The organism is Bacillus sp. 1A (assembly GCF_052682215.1).
The window spans coordinates 5156278-5172279 of record NZ_JBQYLZ010000001.1; the positions used below are offsets into that span (position 1 = coordinate 5156278).

Annotated in this window: 17 protein-coding genes, 1 riboswitch and 1 other annotated feature; of the genes, 2 read left to right on the forward strand and 15 right to left on the reverse strand. The window is 36.2% G+C overall.

Translation table 11 applies throughout. From position 1 onward, the window contains the following. Positions 1-23: 23 nt before the first annotated feature. From ACUN0F_RS26340 to gltP, 8 genes are all read right to left on the reverse strand, one after another. Positions 24-656, reverse strand: a complete 633-nt coding sequence (locus ACUN0F_RS26340; protein WP_000598709.1) for a response regulator — start codon at positions 654-656, stop codon at positions 24-26. Continuing rightward, complete coding sequence (locus tag ACUN0F_RS26345) at positions 653-1708, reverse strand: sensor histidine kinase (RefSeq protein WP_000744323.1); 1056 nt, start codon at positions 1706-1708, stop codon at positions 653-655. Before ACUN0F_RS26345 ends, ACUN0F_RS26340 begins: the two co-directional genes overlap by 4 nt. Beyond that, on the reverse strand, positions 1708-2448 hold the full coding sequence (liaF, locus tag ACUN0F_RS26350) for a cell wall-active antibiotics response protein LiaF (protein ID WP_000743885.1): 741 nt from the start codon (positions 2446-2448) through the stop codon (positions 1708-1710). The genes ACUN0F_RS26345 and liaF overlap by 1 nt, the downstream gene beginning before the upstream one ends. Before the next feature lie 106 nt (positions 2449-2554). Further along, complete coding sequence (locus ACUN0F_RS26355) at positions 2555-3217, reverse strand: PspA/IM30 family protein (RefSeq protein ID WP_046958185.1); 663 nt, start codon at positions 3215-3217, stop codon at positions 2555-2557. A 56-nt stretch (positions 3218-3273) separates the two neighbouring features. Next, positions 3274-3630, reverse strand: coding sequence for a lmo0954 family membrane protein (locus ACUN0F_RS26360; RefSeq protein WP_000808634.1), 357 nt, complete (start codon positions 3628-3630; stop codon positions 3274-3276). Between the two features lie 230 nt (positions 3631-3860). After that, a complete protein-coding gene (locus tag ACUN0F_RS26365; RefSeq protein ID WP_000665481.1) occupies positions 3861-5177 on the reverse strand; it encodes a Na+/H+ antiporter NhaC family protein in 1317 nt (438 codons plus the stop codon). 94 nt (positions 5178-5271) lie between these two features. Continuing rightward, positions 5272-5377, reverse strand: a riboswitch (SAM riboswitch). Between the two features lie 120 nt (positions 5378-5497). Next, positions 5498-6016, reverse strand: coding sequence for a DUF402 domain-containing protein (locus ACUN0F_RS26370; protein WP_264461872.1), 519 nt, complete (start codon positions 6014-6016; stop codon positions 5498-5500). Between the two features lie 66 nt (positions 6017-6082). Then, the gene (gene gltP, locus ACUN0F_RS26375) at positions 6083-7354 is read right to left on the reverse strand and encodes a glutamate/aspartate:proton symporter GltP (protein ID WP_264461871.1); all 1272 of its coding nucleotides are present in this window, start codon (positions 7352-7354) and stop codon (positions 6083-6085) included. Between the two features lie 493 nt (positions 7355-7847). Here gltP and ACUN0F_RS26380 point away from each other — a divergent pair, with 493 nt between their 5' ends. Then, the gene (locus ACUN0F_RS26380) at positions 7848-9119 is read left to right on the forward strand and encodes a murein hydrolase activator EnvC family protein (protein WP_060489543.1); all 1272 of its coding nucleotides are present in this window, start codon (positions 7848-7850) and stop codon (positions 9117-9119) included. Between the two features lie 102 nt (positions 9120-9221). Continuing rightward, positions 9222-9383: a hypothetical protein gene (locus tag ACUN0F_RS26385; RefSeq protein WP_001096004.1), complete on the forward strand. Its 162-nt coding sequence runs from the start codon at positions 9222-9224 to the stop codon at positions 9381-9383. 30 nt (positions 9384-9413) lie between these two features. Here ACUN0F_RS26385 and ACUN0F_RS26390 read toward each other — a convergent pair whose 3' ends face one another. The 7 genes from ACUN0F_RS26390 to cysC all read right to left on the reverse strand — a co-directional run bounded on the left by ACUN0F_RS26390 (position 9414) and on the right by cysC (position 15991). Next, a complete protein-coding gene (locus ACUN0F_RS26390; RefSeq protein WP_445540427.1) occupies positions 9414-10769 on the reverse strand; it encodes a sodium-dependent transporter in 1356 nt (451 codons plus the stop codon). A 111-nt stretch (positions 10770-10880) separates the two neighbouring features. Continuing rightward, positions 10881-11128, reverse strand: a binding site (T-box leader). A 61-nt stretch (positions 11129-11189) separates the two neighbouring features. Further along, positions 11190-11807 carry an NAD(P)-binding protein gene (locus ACUN0F_RS26395; RefSeq protein WP_445540428.1) on the reverse strand — a complete coding sequence of 206 codons (618 nt, stop codon included), beginning with the start codon at positions 11805-11807 and terminating at the stop codon, positions 11190-11192. After that, positions 11782-12537 carry a sirohydrochlorin chelatase gene (locus tag ACUN0F_RS26400; RefSeq protein ID WP_445540429.1) on the reverse strand — a complete coding sequence of 252 codons (756 nt, stop codon included), beginning with the start codon at positions 12535-12537 and terminating at the stop codon, positions 11782-11784. Before ACUN0F_RS26400 ends, ACUN0F_RS26395 begins: the two co-directional genes overlap by 26 nt. A 1-nt stretch (position 12538) precedes the next feature. Next, positions 12539-13315, reverse strand: a complete 777-nt coding sequence (gene cobA, locus ACUN0F_RS26405) for a uroporphyrinogen-III C-methyltransferase (protein WP_445540430.1) — start codon at positions 13313-13315, stop codon at positions 12539-12541. 85 nt (positions 13316-13400) lie between these two features. Then, the gene (locus ACUN0F_RS26410) at positions 13401-13601 is read right to left on the reverse strand and encodes a DUF3906 family protein (RefSeq protein ID WP_264461868.1); all 201 of its coding nucleotides are present in this window, start codon (positions 13599-13601) and stop codon (positions 13401-13403) included. Positions 13602-13611: 10 nt separating this feature from the next. After that, positions 13612-15234, reverse strand: a complete 1623-nt coding sequence (locus ACUN0F_RS26415; protein WP_353836324.1) for a nitrite/sulfite reductase — start codon at positions 15232-15234, stop codon at positions 13612-13614. 148 nt (positions 15235-15382) lie between these two features. After that, positions 15383-15991, reverse strand: a complete 609-nt coding sequence (gene cysC / locus ACUN0F_RS26420) for an adenylyl-sulfate kinase (RefSeq protein WP_445540431.1) — start codon at positions 15989-15991, stop codon at positions 15383-15385. Positions 15992-16002: the final 11 nt, after the last annotated feature.

A 16002-nucleotide genomic window follows, 5' to 3' on the forward strand; every position in this document is an offset into this window, starting at 1 on the left:
CCACTGATTAAAGTTTCACTTTATCATTTCGTCAATTGATGTCTAAACGCATAAATAACTGCCTGTGTCCGGTCACTTACATTTAGCTTATTTAAAATATTACTCACATGTGTCTTTACTGTTTTGAGGGCAATAAACAATTCATCTGCAATCTCTTGATTACTTTTCCCCTCTGCAATTAATAACAAAATTTCAGACTCTCTTTCTGTTAACTCCTCATGCAAAGGTTGTTCTTTCTTCTGACGCATACGAGACATCATTTTACCAGTAACTTTTGGCTCTAATACCGTTTCTCCATCATAAGTAGCTCGTACAGCGTCTGCTATATCACTTGCTCTTGATGTTTTTAATAAATAACTTGTCGCTCCAGCCTCAATAACAGGGTACAATTTCTCATCATCTAAAAAGCTCGTTACAACTACAATTTTCGCTTCTGGCCATTCCTGAATAATAGCACGTGTTGCTTCAACCCCATCCATCTCATCCATGACAAGGTCCATCAAAATAATATCTGGTCTTAATTGCAGTGCTAACTCTGAACCTTTTCTTCCATTTTCAGCTTCTCCAACTACTTCGATATCTGGCTGCGTTGATAAATATGCTGATACACCCATTCGAACCATTTCATGATCATCGACAAGTAACACTTTTATCATGATTCTCCCCCTCTCTCAATCATAATCGGTACTTTTACTTCTATTTGCGTCCCTTTAGCGGGGAAACTAAGTACTTTTAATGTCCCACCAATTTCATGAACACGCTCTTGCATTGATCTTAAACCATATGAACCAGCCTTATTCACTCCGACTTCAAATCCAACGCCATCATCAATAATTTTTAGAATTGCATATTGATCAATTTTCCGAAGACGTACTTCCGTTTTCTTCGCTTTCGCATGTCGTAAAGTATTGGATAAAGCTTCTTGCACAATACGAAATAAATGATCTTCTACACCTTTTTTCAATTCTATTGGCTCGATTAGCCATTCAATTTTCATATGTTGCTTTCGCGATAATTCCGTCAATAATTCCTCTATACCTTGTGTCAGTTTCTTACCTTCTAATTGTACAGGCCGTAAATGAAGAAGCAATGCTCTCATTTCTGATTGTGCATTTACAACCATATTTTCAACGAGCTGCAACTGCTTGTTTGTCGTTTCTGGAATTTCAGCTACTTGTTCATTAATAGCCGACATCATCATCGACATTGCAAAAAGCTGCTGACTTACAGAATCATGCAGCTCCCTCGCCAATCGATGCCTTTCTTGGGATATCGCTTCTTGTCTCATCTCTTCATTCCAATGAGCTCGTTCATTCGTTACTTTTTGAAAGAGTCCAGCTTGCTCCTCTAATCGACGAGCAAGACCGATTACTTTTCGTTCTACTTCATGAAATTCATCATCTGCAGTAAACGAAACATCGCTCGGAAAATTCCCTCGCTCTACTTCAAATAGAAAAGTATTTAATCCTTGTATACGCTGCTCTATATAGTAACCGATTGCATATCCTACAATTCCCCCGATAAGTAAACTTGTAGTCATAATAAACAAGCCAATTGGAACAGAAGCGATGGATTCCTTCCATAATAAATCATACACTTGTTGCTCGCTTTTCCATACATATACAATTGTACAAATGAGTGCAATACTAACGGAAGACAACATAGAATAACGAATATACATCCACGAAATATTTTTTTGTTTCTTCATTATACTTTCCTCACTTCCGTATCGCCTACGACAAGCGAAGAAATAATTTTAATACGACGAGGAGCTTCTTTATACTGCTCTGTTCTAAATGTAACATTACGATTAAATCCTGTCTCTTCATGTCCTGGCAGGAGCACACGTCCGACAATAACAGAATGATTTAAAGACAACTCAATATCATATGGCACGTATAAACGAATATTACCAACGATACCTCGGATAACAATTACCGTTTCTCCTTCTGGAATCATAGCAGTTGTTAAATCTATTTCCACATCACAAGCGCCATATTGAACATTAATATCCTCAAGTTCATAAATATGATCCATCATTCGCACATTACCTACAAACATGTTTTTTAAATATGGTTCTGTACGATAAATTTGCTTCTCTTCATCTATATATCCCTTTTCTTTAATTTCAACCTTCATTGCTTTTTTCTGATGTCCTTGTTGAATCAATTGATAACCAATTAAAGCTAAACAAGCAAAGACGACAAGAACAAATGCTGCTGATGAAAATAAGAAGAATAAAAATACGATACCACCAACAAATAAAAAGACATTTCCCCTTACATAACGATTCTTCTTACGATAATGCCTTCCAAACATAAGCATAATAAATGCAAAAATGAGACCACCTGGTTCAAAATGTCCAAGTATCATATCAAGAAAAAGACCGAATCCAAATATGATGAGGAGCATCCCCATTAATTGTGTTTTTGAAAATTGTTTCTTCATTTCAGCTCCCCCCTTCTTGTTACATATACATAGAAGAAAAGGCATTGCTTTCCAACACCTTTTCTCCTATCACTATATCATAAGCCTGTTTTATAATATACTACTATTATTTTGTTAACTCTTTCGTTAACGATACATCATTCTTCTCTTTCATTTCACGCTCAAGCTTTGCAATCTTCATATCAAATGTGTCACGTTCATGCTCCTCATTTATACGAGATTCTAAGTCGCGAATATGATCTTCAATTTCTTCAAAGCGTAAGAACGGATTATTTTCATCCATTTTATGCATCGCTGTATTCATACGACGATTTGCATGTGCCATATTTTCACGTGCCATTAATTCCATACGTTTTGCGTGCATTTCTTTTAATTTATTTTTCATCTCAGCAAGACGACGCTCTAACTCATCAATTTGATCTACAACACCTGCATACATTTCTTCTAATCGAGTTACTTGCCCTTCATAATACGCTACTTCTTCTAACGCACGCTCATGTAGTTGTAATTCGCCTGCTTCTTGAGCGACGATCGCTTGCTTTGATCTTTTATTAACGAAATAACGTGCTTGCTCAAGCTCACGAGCGAAATTAGATTTTAATGTTTTGTGGCGCTCAATTAACTTCTCAATTTTTGTTATTTCACGCTCACTATCGCGTAAATATTGGTTTAACATCGCGATTGGATTTTTTCTTTCTTTCTCATCTAACACATTATGAAAATCTGCTAAAATTGCCTCGCGTACACGTCCGAATAAAGATTGTTTCATTATAATCTTCCTCTCTTCTACTTTATCAATTTAATTTGGTTTTTATTAATTTTTTATTAGTTTTTCATTAACTTGTTCCACTCATCTTCAAAGTTGCTATATGGTTTAGAACTTTCTGGTGCAGAATCAACAACTACATTTTTTTCTTTTTTCCACTCACGGTATCCGTAGTATAAAACTACTAATGCTGCGATACCGATTAATGCTGGGGAATGAGAAAGGGCGATGGACAAGCCGATCAAACCAACAATACCCCAAGCTAACTTTCCAAAAAATGATTGTGCTCGCACAAATGATTTATAGCTCCAGTACACAACTCCTGCTCCAATTGCGAATCCTATAATACCAGCAAGACTGCCAAGAGCAATTAAAGCTAAAATACCAGCCGCGATAAACGCTAGAAATTGTTTCATCTTGTGCTTGCCTCCCTTCGATTTGATACTCTTATCTTAACTATTTTTTCACTTTTCCATAACGAGCTTAAGAACCGTTTTCGACTCAGACTTAAGACTGAGTTGCATTCAGCCTTTTGTAAAAATATGCGGTAGGGATAGGATGATTCACTCTTTTATCGCACATAAAAAGCCGTACAGAGAACATTCTCTATACGGCTTTGGTTACTATTCATAAACTTCATTTTAAATTATGCTGTTTTATGATACTCTTTCTTTCCCGCTACTTTAGAAAACCTCGGGAAACCAATTAATATAGAAATAATTCCACATACTCCAACTAAGATCGGATAAAACGCATATGGTAACAATTCAATCGGAGATAACGCCGCAAATCCTGCTGCCGTTAACATTTGCGCACCGTATGGAATTAACCCTTGCACACAACATGAGAAAAGATCTAATACACTCGCTGATTTACGAGGATCAATTTCATATTGATCTGCAATGTTTTTCGCAAGTGGACCTGTAAAAATAATAGAAATCGTATTATTCGCTGTACACATATTCGTCATACCTACTAAACCAGCGATACCGAACTCTGCTCCTTTTTTCGAACGAATGTTACGAGTTAAAATATTCATTAAATATTGAATACCACCATTATATTGAATCAGTTCGACCATACCACCAATTAAAATAGCAAGTAATACTAACTCCATCATACCGCCCATTCCAGTCGTTACACTTTTAAAGAAACTCTCTAACGTGTAACTTCCATCTAAAAGACCTATAACGCCGGATAGTACAGTTCCACCAGTTAACACAATAAGTACATTCCAGCCAAGCAATGCTGTAATAAGTACTCCTGCATACGGTAAAATCTTTATCCAGTCAAAGCTATGCGCTTTAATCTGCGTATCGCTCCCTAAAGTAATGATTACTAATAGTACAATTGTAATAATAGCCGCTGGTAATACAATTAAAAAGTTCGTTTTAAACTTATCTTTCATTTCTGTTCCTTGTGAGCGTACAGCTGCGATTGTTGTATCTGAAATAAATGATAAATTATCACCAAACATCGCTCCGCCAACAACGGTAGCCATCGTAAGTGCAATGGAGATATCAGTTTGCCCACTAATACCTACAGCAATTGGTGCTAATGCAGCAATTGTTCCCATTGAAGTTCCCATTGCTAATGAAATAAATGCCCCTATAACAAAAATTCCAGCTACGATAAATCCTTGCGGTAAAATGGATAACGCTAAGTTAACTGTAGAATCAACGCCGCCCATCCCTTTTGCCGTTTCAGAAAACGCTCCTGCCAGTACAAAAATTAAAACCATAATCATAATATCCGGGTTCCCTGCACCTTTAGCGAATCGTTCTACTTTTACATTAAAACTTTCTTTACGATTCATTGCTAAAGCGACTCCTACAGCAATTGAAATTGCTACAAGTATCGGCAATTTATAGAAATCACCTGTAATAATTCCAGAACCAATAAATAGCGCCAAAAATATCCCAAGTGGTAATAAAGCCAAACCATTTCCTCTCGTTTCTTTCAAAGTACCATCTCTCCCTAGTTTCAACCTTTTTCTAATGAATAACAAAAGACCTCTTCCAATGAGAAGAGGTCTTATACATCTATAAGGAACGCTCTTCTCATCTTTCAAGCACATGCTTGCTGGATTTGGCACAGCACTCTGAAATCGAGTCCGCTGCCGAGGCATCGTAGGGCCAGTCCCTCCGCCTCTCTTTATAAGAAGGTTTCATATTTATTTTTTAATAATAATTTCTTCCCTAACTTTACTCGCTTACAAAACAAAAGTCAATTATTTTTTGTATAGATTTTTTTGGTAATTATACAAAAATTTGAATACAACAATCATTTTAACTTTTTGATTTCTTCTTCCAATATTGAAATCCAATAAAATTCGCTATTTTTCATTGCATCTATTATCCATTTCGTAGTGTACCAAGCTAACTTATACTCTTCTTTTGTAACATCGCCACTTTTATAAGCATCCTCTAGCTCATCTTCATCCAATATATACATTTTACCGTTCGGTAATAACACTACATCTAAATATAAATCATCAAAATACGGTAAACCACGGTCGTCAATTTTATATTCTTTCGCCACATCGATATAATATTGCACTAATTTTTTCTGATCATCTAACATAGCTGTAATCGCAAAGTTTTTCCCGTCTATGAAATATTGAATCCACGTATATTGATTCCCTGCAATACAAAGTTGTTTACCATCATATTCTTTACAACTAGGTTCTCTTACCTTTTTTATTTCTAATATTCCTAGCATTCCTTCTTCTACTTGCTTAACCGTATAATCCTTCTCTATTAGTCGCTTCCACGAAGAACCGTCACCATATTTACGTTTCATTACGTCCGCTTCCCTTCTATATAGAAAAGCCCCCACATATTATGTGAGAGCTTGTTCAAATTATAATTAAGCTGCTTGCTTATTAGAAATTTCTTTCAAGTAGGCTTGTCCTTTTTCAGCGTCATACTGACCTTCCCACTTAGACATAACTACAGCTGCTAAAGAGTTACCTACAACGTTAACTGCTGTACGAGCCATATCTAAAATACGGTCAATACCAGCGATAAAGGCTAAACCTTCAGCTGGAATACCTACTGTACCAAGTGTCGCTAATAATACAACGAATGATACGCCCGGTACACCCGCAATACCTTTTGATGTAACCATTAATACTAGTAATAATGTAATTTGTTGTGTAATGGATAAATCAATACCGTACATTTGCGCTAAGAAAATAGCTGCAATTGCTTGATATAAAGTTGATCCATCTAAGTTAAATGAATAACCTGTCGGAATAACGAAAGATGTAATTGCCTTCGGACAACCGAACTTCTCCATTTTCTCCATGATTTTCGGTAAAACTGTTTCTGAACTTGCTGTAGAGTATGCTAAGATCAGTTCGTCTTTTAAAATTTTAAAGAATTGGAAAATGTTAATTCCAAATATTTTCGCTGTAAGTCCTAGTATGACTACAACGAAGAAAATCATCGCACCATATACAACTATGACTAATTTCCCTAATGGAATTAATGAAGATAAACCAAACGTCGAAACTGTTACACCAATTAATGCGAATACACCAAACGGTGCAAATTTCATAACTTGGTTAGTCACGTAAAACATCGCATCTGCTACACCTTGGAAAAATTGAAGAACCGGTCTTCCTCTTTCACCAATCGCCGCAACTCCTAAACCAAATAGTACAGAGAAGAAGATAATCGCAAGCATATCGCCCTCAACCAATGATTTCATAATATTCGTTGGAACGATATTCACAAATGTATCTGCAAACGAATGACTTTGTACTTGAGCTGTTGTTTCTGCATATTTAGAAATATCAGTCTTTGTTAATTGATCCATATTCACGCCTTTTCCTGGTTGGAAAATATTCGCTACCAGTAGACCAACAACAATTGCAATTGTTGTAATAATTTCAAAATAAAGAATTGTTTTCCCGCCTAATCGGCCTAGTTTTTTAACATCGCCAACACCAGCAACTCCAACAACAATACTTGCTACAACAATCGGCACAACGATCATTTTAATTAATCGGATAAAAATATCACCAATTGGTTTTAGGTACCCTACAACTGTGCTATCGCCATAAAAAATTGCCCCCACCGCGATACCTAGAGCAAGTCCAATTAAAATTTGCCATGCAAGTCCTATTCTTTTCATATTTGTTGTAACCCCCTCTTCGATGTGTCACTCTACCTCTCATTCTATATTTATAAAACTTGAAATTAAGAGTATTACATATTATTCGACAATTCACTACATTTTGTCCCTGTTAAAAATCATAAATCAAAAAATTAAATCTGACAACAAAATAACTTTTCCTGAACACAAATAATTTTCTTGACAAAAATAAAACCCATGTCAGAAAACCTAACATGAGAACGATTCCTCACTAGTATTTTAGTGGGTTTTCAACTTGAATTTCGCTATATAAAATCACGATTTTTTCCCTTTATTTTACAGATAAAATCTAGAATACAACTTTGTTGCACAAACTAAAAAAATAAAATTACCATTACAAATACTGTTGAAAAATGATAAATTCCGACAAAACTTAGCAACTTTATAAAATTTTCTTTACATTATGGTTACAACGATAGACACTCTTCTTCTTATGATATATAACATTCATAGGGAAAGGAGCCAGACAACCATGAAAAAGAAATTTGCAGCGTTTAGTGTTTTAGCAGCAGGAACACTTTTTGTTTCTCCGTTACTTTCACCCGTATACGCTGAAACGAATCAAGATAAATTATCTAATATTCAATCTGAATTAGAAGGAAAACAAAATGACTTACAAAATAAATCAGCTGAGAAAGAACAAATAGAAAAAGAAATTCAAGAATTACAAAAGAAAATTGATGACTTAACTACTTCTATTAATAAAAACGAAGCTGAATTAAACGATACAAAAAAAGAAATTAGTAAAACACAACAAATAATTACTGAAAAAAAGAAACATATAGAGCAATTACAAACAAACATAGATACGCGTCAGGAAGTTATTAAACAACGTTTACAATCTATGCAAGAAAAACCTCGTACAAACATCATTACAGAGGTATTAACAAATTCTACAAACATTGCTGATCTTGTTGATAATATGTACTCTGTAAGTTTAATTTTAAACAATGATACAGATATTGTGAAAAAACAAACAACTGACCAAAATGCTGTGGCGAAAGAAAAAGAGGCTGTTGAGAAAAAAGAACAACAACTGAAAGAATCCGAGCAAAAATTAGAACAAAAACAGCAAGAATTACAAAATAACCAACAACAGCAGCAAACCTTTATTAGCGATCTACATACGAAAGTAGCAAAAGTAGATTCAGAGATTGAAGGATTAGAAGAATCTAAAGGCATTTTAGAAAATCAGCGTCAAGCTGTTCAAAAAGCAATTGAAGAAGAAAAACGTGCCGAAGAGGCTCGTAAAGCTGAAGAAGCTCGCAAGGCGGAAGAAGCTCGTAAACAAGCTACTACATCTGCTCAAACAGCTCAAGCAGCTCCAACACCACACGATACAAATATTGGCGGGTTTATTAAGCCAGCAGCTGGATCAAAAACTTCTGGGTTTGGCGTGCGCTCTATAGATAACCATAAAGGAATCGATATCGCAGCTTCAGGAACCGTTCCAATTATTGCCGCTGCTGATGGCGTTGTTATCCGCTCGGAATTATCATCTAGTTACGGAAACGTTGTGTACTTATCTCACCGTATAAACGGAAAAACATATACGACAGTATATGCTCATATGAGTAGCCGTTCTGTATCAAATGGACAAACTGTAAAACAAGGCACTCAACTTGGATTCATGGGAAATACTGGCCAATCATACGGGCAGCATTTACACTTCGAACTTCACCTTGGCGAATGGAATGTCGGTAAGACAAACGCAGTGGATCCATCTTCTTATATCGGATTATAAAAAAACTCGGTTCATACCGAGTTTTTTTTATTTCCACTTCACACACTATAGGCATTCCACATAGACTACAACTAAATGCCCATATTTTACGAGGTGAATCATATGAATACACAATTACAACAGAAAATAGAAGAAGCTAGAGAAACTTACATTGGCCGGTTATTTACATTTGGCGGCTCAGCATTATTTTTAATCGGATCATTCATTGCTGTCGTCACAGCCTATAAAGCGTATAATCGTTTAGTGAATACACCTACAACATAATAAAAAGACGGAGAAATCTCCGTCTTTTTATTATGCAAACATTTTAAATACGCCTATCGCATTTAAAAATACAATAATTACAGTTACTGGAATAACATAACGAAGCAAGAAGAACCAAATATTAAATAATGTTTTCCCTTTCGTTTCCGTAACTTCTAATTCTTTCATTAACATTTCTTTACTCATTTTATTTGGTACGAATAGTGAAATGGCTAGTACTCCGAGCGGCAGTAATACATTACTTACCGAAAAATCGACGAAATCAAAGAATGTCTTACCAAATATTTTCACATCACTCATAATTCCAAACGATAATGCTGACGGGATTCCAACTGCAAAAATAAGAATACCAATTAATAATGATGCTGACGGACGCTTTTTCTCATTATCTTTCGCAACAGATGCTACTACAATTTCAAGCATGGAAATCGCAGATGTTAAAGTTGCAAAGAAAAATAAAACTAAAAACATAATGAAGAAAAATTGTCCAAATGGTATTTTCGCAAATACTGCTGGAAGGACGATAAACAGTAGTCCTGGTCCTTCAGTCGGCTTAACGCCTAATGCGAAAATTGCCGGGAAAATTGCTAATCCTGCAAGTACTGTAATAAAAACAGTTAAACTTACAATAGATGTTGCTGATTTAGCTAAATGTTCTTCTTTCTTCAAGTACGAACTATACGTGACCATTACTGAGGCACCTACTGTTAGCGAGAAGAACGATTGTCCCATCGCGTATAAAATCGTATTTGCTGTCAGCTTTGAAAAATCTGGTTTCAAGAAGAACTCTACCCCAGCAAAAGCACCATCGAGTGTTAACGCACGAATAATGATTGCAATAAACAAAATAAATAATAGCGGCATCATATACTTACTTGCCTTTTCTATTCCCTTCTCTACACCTTTACTTACTACAAAAATAGTACAAAGCATAAAGATAAATTGCGCTCCAATCGCGCTTACTGGATTTGAAATCGTTTCACCAAATAATTTTCCATAATCAACAACACCATTCCAGAAGCTCCCTGTAACACTATAATATAAGTACAGTAAAATCCATCCACCTACAACACTATAAAAAGAGAGTACACTAAAACAAGTAACAACTCCCATGCGACCAATCCAAGGATATAACTTGCTATTTGGCACCAATACTTTATACGCTGTAACTGCCTCTTTTTGAGTACTACGTCCAATAACAAATTCAGCTAAAAGAAGCGGCATACCTATAAATACAGTTAATAGTAAAAATACAAGGAAGAATGCGCCTCCCCCACCATTACCTGCAACATACGGAAATTTCCATATGGCACCAAGACCTACTGCGGCTCCGGCTGCTGCGAGTACAAAGCCTATTTTCGACGTCCATTGCTGTGTTTCTTTCATCATAAATTCTCCTTTTCTGAATATTTAAACTTTTGTTAATTATACACTTTCATTTCATACTCGCACACCTCCTTTAGAAAATAAAAAAGTCCCCTACACGCAAATATGCATGTAGAGGACGATATATGTAATGTAAATACCGTGGTACCACCTCAATTGGATTGATAAATCCCACTTGTTCAAGTACAGGAAAACTCCGATACTCTATCCTTTTAACGGCGGAACCCGGGTTGCCTACTACAATGTTCAACATACCTCTCGCAAGCCCATTCTGTATATTTTATCGTACCGGGCTCCCACCTTATCCCAGCTCTCTGAACGTATCAAATATACATACTCTTCTTGCTCATCGATTTCATTTATTGAAGTTACTTGTGATTATAAATTATATTTTTATAGTTGTAAAGTACAATTTATTCATTATCCTATATGAACTCTTCTCTCTAATTCTTGTAAAAACAATTCTCTTTTTTGTTCATTTTGAACATATATCGACTTTAATACTTCTTGCAACAATATATTTCTCTCTCTTTTCTCTATTTGTAATTCTTTCACTTTTATTCTAACTTCGTATAAAAAATCAAGATACGATCCATACGCCTCATCATATTTATTTGCGATATCATCACGAATTTTTTTTGCCAGTTTCGGACTTGCTCCTCCAGTAGAAACAGCCACATTCAATAATCCACGATGAATTGCCGCCGGAAAATGAACATTGCCACTTTCCGGGTTCGTAATAACATTTACTAACTGATTCTCTGTGCTATCTTCAGCAATTTGTTCATTTAATACGGCATCACTACTCGCTGCAACGACTAAAAAAGCACCTTGAATATCACTTTTTTCATACTCCCTTTGATACCAACGAATTTGCTTTTCTTCCACTAGTTTCACTAAATTCGCATCCAATTCAGGACTTATCACAACTATATCCGCACCTTGTTTTAGTAAAGGAACAATTTTGAATCCCGCGACTTTTCCTCCACCAATGACAACAACACGTTTCTTCTCAACTCGCACTGTAAGTGGATACATATTGATCTCCCTTCAATAATTTCTTCGTTTTCTGAATTAACATATATTGAAATGCTGCATTCTTTCCTAAATACGGACTTATTTTTATCTCATCCAACTCATATTGGCGCACTTCTTTTTCAATGTGTTTCATAAGTAAACCTGTAAATAATAAATAAGGCAGTACAACGATATTCTTTTCTTTTCGTTCAACAACTTCCTTTAACTTCTCCTCAAATTTCGGCTCGGCAGCCGCTAAATAACAAACCTCTACTTTTTTAATTTTCTCTTCATGTTGAAATAAAGAAGCAATCCAGTTTATATCTCTTAATACTTCAGGATCACTACTCCCTCTTGCAACGAGAAGTAGCGTCACTTCATTCTTATCTTCCTGTTCAATGCCACTTCCGCTATACACCGATTTCACAAGTGTTTCTGATACACCAAACGGGTTACCGTAGGTCACTTTAACATTCGAAAATTGATTATTTAACTTTTCCAATTCAAACGGTATATCTTTTTTCACATGACCTGCCGCTAATAAAAAAACTGGAATAACAATAATCTCTGTAGCACCACGCTTCACACATGTACGGAACCCTTCATTAATCGTTGGGCTCGCTAACTCTAAAAAACAAATTTCTTGAATACTTGCCTCTACACGGTTCATGCATGATGTAATAAATGCAACCGCTTCTTCTTTAGCTGCTTTCAAACGACTTCCATGGCATATATATAAGATGGCTTTCATTTTATAACACTCCACTTACTTGATAGGTACTTTCTGTCTGTTTCTCAAACCAATGGATTTTTTCTCTAAAACGGACCACTTCTCCAATTACAATCATGCTCGGATTTTGAATTTGTTCTTTTTTTGCAACATCCACAATTGTTCCTAACGTCCCAACAACTGTGCGCTGCATTGATGTCGTTCCCCGCTCAATAATAGCAGCAGGTGTACTTTTGTCTTTTCCATGCTTCATCAGTTGTTCACATATGTAGGGTAAATTGCTAACCCCCATATATACGGCTAAAGTCTCTACACCTTTCGCTAAATTTTCCCACTTCACTTCCTCTTCAGCACCTTCTTTCCTATGCCCTGTCACAATAGCAAAACTTGCACTTGCATCACGATGTGTCACTGGAATGCCAGCATAAGCAGGAGCAGCTATTCCAGCTGAAATACCAGGAACGATTTCAAATGGTACACCTTGCTTTGCTAACGCTTCAGCTTCTTCTCCTCCTCTACCAAATACAAATGGATCGCCGCCCTTAAGTCTCGTTACAACTTTTCCCTTTTTCGCATATTTAATAAGAAACGTGTTAATCGTCTCTTGCTTCATCGTGTGATAATTTGGTAGTTTTCCGCAATAAATTAAATCTGCTTCAGGCTTTGCGTATGAAAGTAACTCTTTATTCACGAGACGGTCGTATAAAATAACGTCTGCCTTCTCAATACATTTCACCCCTTTCACAGTAATTAACTCTGGATCACCCGGACCTGCACCAACGATATAAACCTTCCCCATCATCTCTCCTCATTTCTACTATTAAAGTGAAACTTCCATCCTTATATACGAATGGAAGTTTTCATTATTTCGTATTACCTTTTCCCTACTCATGAATAACAAATGCTGCACCTTTTCGAATCTTCTTTTTTTCAAATAGGGCAATCTCCTTTACTTCTGGTAACGGTAAAAAATGTTTTTCAAGCTCTATCTCCGCGAGCTTAAATGCCTGTTCTTCACTTTGAGCAACAACAACAATCGGAACAATACTATTTACTAACACAGCTTCAAATCGATATAAATCCATATTGTCCCTCCTAAGACGCTATTACTTCTTCTAACACAGTATTTAACGCTATTTGTAATGTCTCTATACCAACACGGCCGACAAAATCATAAAACGTTTCAGCTGGTAATTTATTCTCTTTGAAATAGCTTATAAATGATGCAAGTACATCAGGTAGATCCTCGCCATCTATTTTCCCTTTTAACTTTTGATTGTAAGCACCGCCATCTAACAATGTTCCACCTACGTATATTTCAAATGCTTCAACAATTCCTTTTTCCTTCGTTTTCATTTTCACCCCTTGTAATCCAATGTCAGCAATTTGACGTTGACCACATGAATTCGGGCACCCTACCATATGAATACGAACCGGAACATCGAGTGCAATTTGTGTATCTAAGTATTCGGCAATTTTTCGCAATCTTTCTTTCGTTTCTACTAAAGCAAGATTGCAATATTCAATACCGGTGCAGGAAACTGCATGACCAATAAACGATTTTGGACTTGCTGATATGGCTTCAAACAACGGCTCATTTAGTAAACCCGTCACATTTTCTGGCGGAACATTCGGAATAATGAAGTTTTGCGAATTACATGTACGAATCTGTCCATTTCCATACTGCTTAGCAATTCTTGCAATCTCAAACATTTCTTCCGCATGTAGACGTCCTACCGGCACATTAAAACCTACATATTTTAGTCCATCTTGTTTTTGATCTTGAACACCATAAAAGTATCCCGCATTCCATCCTTTGAGAGCACTTTCTCCTTTACTTTGCAATGGTCCTATATACTCTATTAGTTTCTCTTTAAATTTCTCTGCTCCCCAGTCTGCAACTAGAAATTTCAAACGGGCTAAATGACGTTTTTCACGGTATCCAAAATCACGGAATATCGTAGCAATCGCAATTGCTACCCCCTTCACTTCTTCTGGTAAAACGAATACATCTAATTCATCAGCTAAATATGGACGGGCTGATAATCCACCGCCTACTTTTATATGAAAACCAACTTTTTTCTCACCATCTATCTCTTTCGTTGCAGGTGTAAATGCAACACAGTTAATCTCTGCGTTTGCTGAATTATAAATGTTAGAACTAATAGACATTTTAAATTTACGCGGTAAGTTAGAAAACTCTTCATTATGTTGGAAATAATCATATACCTCTTTCACAATACCCGTTGTATCAAACAGTTCATTTGCATCAATACCAGCAAGTGGATTCCCTGTAATATTACGCGTTATATCACCACACGCCCCCGCTGAAGATAACCCAACTCTTGCTAATCTTTTAAAAATATCTGGAATTTGATGAATTTCTAACCAATGAAACTGAATCGCCTGTCTTGTCGTAATATCTATTACGTCACGCCCATAATCTTCAGCGATAGAAGCAAGCACTTCTGCCTGCGCGTTCGTAATAATCCCTGATGGAATATTTACACGCATCATAAAATAACCAGCTTCTTTGGGACGTTGTAAATACAACCCTGCCCATTTGAATGCGTCCCACTCTTCTTTCGGAATAGATTCGAAGCCATTTTCTGCATAGTAAGGAATATCATTAAAGATTTCCAATCCATCTTTTTTCAATTTATTTTTCTCAGTCTGATTTAATTTTTCATTGTTAGCCCATACTTTTTCATAACTCATTTTTTATCCCCCTATATAAAGTGAAACTTTAATCAGTGGGGAGTGTTCATCCCCCACTGATTATTAGTTGAACCAATCGGGCATTAACGGGCAGTTCATTTCTCACCTAACTTCTTTGCCCTAGCCAAATTTTGAGATGGGAGTTCTACTACCCGGCAAATAGCGGGGTAAAACCACGCTCTTGTAAGTACTTCACGATTTGTTCTGCACATTCTTCAATAGAATACTTGTGCGTTTCTACAATTAACTCTGCTTTCTCTGGCTCCTCATACGGTGAATCAACACCAGTAAACTCTTTAATATCACCCTGTCTTGCCTTTTTGTATAACCCTTTTGGATCACGTTTTTCACACTCTTCAATTGGACATTTTACAAACACTTCTATAAACTCATCTGCTGCTAATAGATCTCTAACTTGTTTTCGGTCTACTCGAAACGGTGAAATAAACGCTGTAAGAACAACAGTACCTTGATCTACAAATAGCTTCGCCACTTCACCAATCCGTCTTATATTTTCCATACGATCACTTTCAGAAAAACCTAAGTCTTTATTTAAACCGTGGCGTACATTATCTCCATCTAGTACATAGTTTCCAATATTCTTTTCAAATAGTTTACGAGCAACCGCGTTCGCCACCGTAGATTTACCTGAAGCTGATAGACCAGTAAACCAAACTACAAAACTATGATGCCCATTTCTTACTCTTCTCTCATCTTTTGAAACAGATGCTGTATGCCAAGTAATATTCGTATCCATGTCATTCTCTC

Coding starts and splice junctions, on each gene's coding strand:
- ACUN0F_RS26340 (WP_000598709.1), bottom strand. CDS start 656: ATGATAAAAGTGTTACTTGTCGATGATCATGAAATGGTTCGAATGGGT.
- ACUN0F_RS26345 (WP_000744323.1), bottom strand. CDS start 1,708: ATGAAGAAACAAAAAAATATTTCGTGGATGTATATTCGTTATTCTATG.
- liaF (WP_000743885.1), bottom strand. CDS start 2,448: ATGAAGAAACAATTTTCAAAAACACAATTAATGGGGATGCTCCTCATC.
- ACUN0F_RS26355 (WP_046958185.1), bottom strand. CDS start 3,217: ATGAAACAATCTTTATTCGGACGTGTACGCGAGGCAATTTTAGCAGAT.
- ACUN0F_RS26360 (WP_000808634.1), bottom strand. CDS start 3,630: ATGAAACAATTTCTAGCGTTTATCGCGGCTGGTATTTTAGCTTTAATT.
- ACUN0F_RS26370 (WP_264461872.1), bottom strand. CDS start 6,016: ATGAAACGTAAATATGGTGACGGTTCTTCGTGGAAGCGACTAATAGAG.
- gltP (WP_264461871.1), bottom strand. CDS start 7,354: ATGAAAAGAATAGGACTTGCATGGCAAATTTTAATTGGACTTGCTCTA.
- ACUN0F_RS26380 (WP_060489543.1), top strand. CDS start 7,848: ATGAAAAAGAAATTTGCAGCGTTTAGTGTTTTAGCAGCAGGAACACTT.
- ACUN0F_RS26385 (WP_001096004.1), top strand. CDS start 9,222: ATGAATACACAATTACAACAGAAAATAGAAGAAGCTAGAGAAACTTAC.
- ACUN0F_RS26390 (WP_445540427.1), bottom strand. CDS start 10,769: ATGAAAGAAACACAGCAATGGACGTCGAAAATAGGCTTTGTACTCGCA.
- ACUN0F_RS26395 (WP_445540428.1), bottom strand. CDS start 11,807: ATGTATCCACTTACAGTGCGAGTTGAGAAGAAACGTGTTGTTGTCATT.
- ACUN0F_RS26400 (WP_445540429.1), bottom strand. CDS start 12,537: ATGAAAGCCATCTTATATATATGCCATGGAAGTCGTTTGAAAGCAGCT.
- cobA (WP_445540430.1), bottom strand. CDS start 13,315: ATGGGGAAGGTTTATATCGTTGGTGCAGGTCCGGGTGATCCAGAGTTA.
- ACUN0F_RS26410 (WP_264461868.1), bottom strand. CDS start 13,601: ATGGATTTATATCGATTTGAAGCTGTGTTAGTAAATAGTATTGTTCCG.
- ACUN0F_RS26415 (WP_353836324.1), bottom strand. CDS start 15,234: ATGAGTTATGAAAAAGTATGGGCTAACAATGAAAAATTAAATCAGACT.
- cysC (WP_445540431.1), bottom strand. CDS start 15,991: ATGGATACGAATATTACTTGGCATACAGCATCTGTTTCAAAAGATGAG.